This window comes from Actinomadura sp. WAC 06369 (assembly GCF_003947565.1).
GTDB classification, from domain to species: domain Bacteria; phylum Actinomycetota; class Actinomycetes; order Streptosporangiales; family Streptosporangiaceae; genus Spirillospora; species Spirillospora rifamycini.
In genome coordinates, this window is the sequence record NZ_QHJN01000405.1 from 1 (window position 1) to 740 (window position 740).

Annotated in this window: 1 protein-coding gene; it reads left to right on the forward strand. The window is 78.0% G+C overall.

Features of this window, described 5'->3' with window-relative positions; all coding sequences use genetic code 11:
• The coding region (locus DMH08_RS39695; RefSeq protein WP_158642479.1) for an FAD/NAD(P)-binding protein at positions 1-740 on the forward strand (740 nt) is incomplete at both ends.

Here is a 740-nt window from a genome sequence, read left to right on the forward strand (position 1 = left end):
GTCGGGCTGCTCGACTCCCTGGACCCCGCCGCCGTCGAGTCCGTCACCGTCTACGATCCGGCGCCGCTGCCGTGGCGCGGCCGCCCCTACGGGCCCGACCTGGAGTCGGTGCGCGTCAACGTGCCGCCGGAGATCATGTCGATCCGGGCGGGCGACCCGGAGCACTACGGGAAGTGGCTCGGCGGGACGGACGAGCACGACGACCCGTGGCTCGGCCGTCCGGTGCCGCCGCGCGCCGTGTACGGGCGGTACCTGGAGGACACGGCGGCCGAGGCCCTCGCCCGGTTCGCCCGGGCGGACGTGGTGCGGGCGGCCGTGACCGGCCTGCGCCTCGGCGCGCCCGGGGACCGGGTCACGGTCGAGACCGCGGGCGGGAGCCGCACGGCCGACGCCGCCGTCCTGTGCGTGGGCGGCGGGACGCCCCCGGACCTGTACGGGCTCGCGGGCGCGCCCGGGTTCGTCCTCGACCCCTACCCGCTGGAGCGGACGCTCGACGGCATCCCCCGGGACCGGGACGTCGCCGTGATCGGCTCCGGGCTCACCGCCGTGGACGTCGTCGTGTCGCTGGCGGCGCGCGCGCACACCGGACGCATCAGCCTCGTGTCCCGCAGCGGGACGCTGCCGCACGTCTGGCAGCGCCCGGTGCGGACGGACGTCCGGTACCTCACGCCGGACGGCCTGCGGGCCCTCGGCGGGCCGGTGACCCTCGCGCGGCTCGAAGCGCTCGTCCGGCGGGAGCT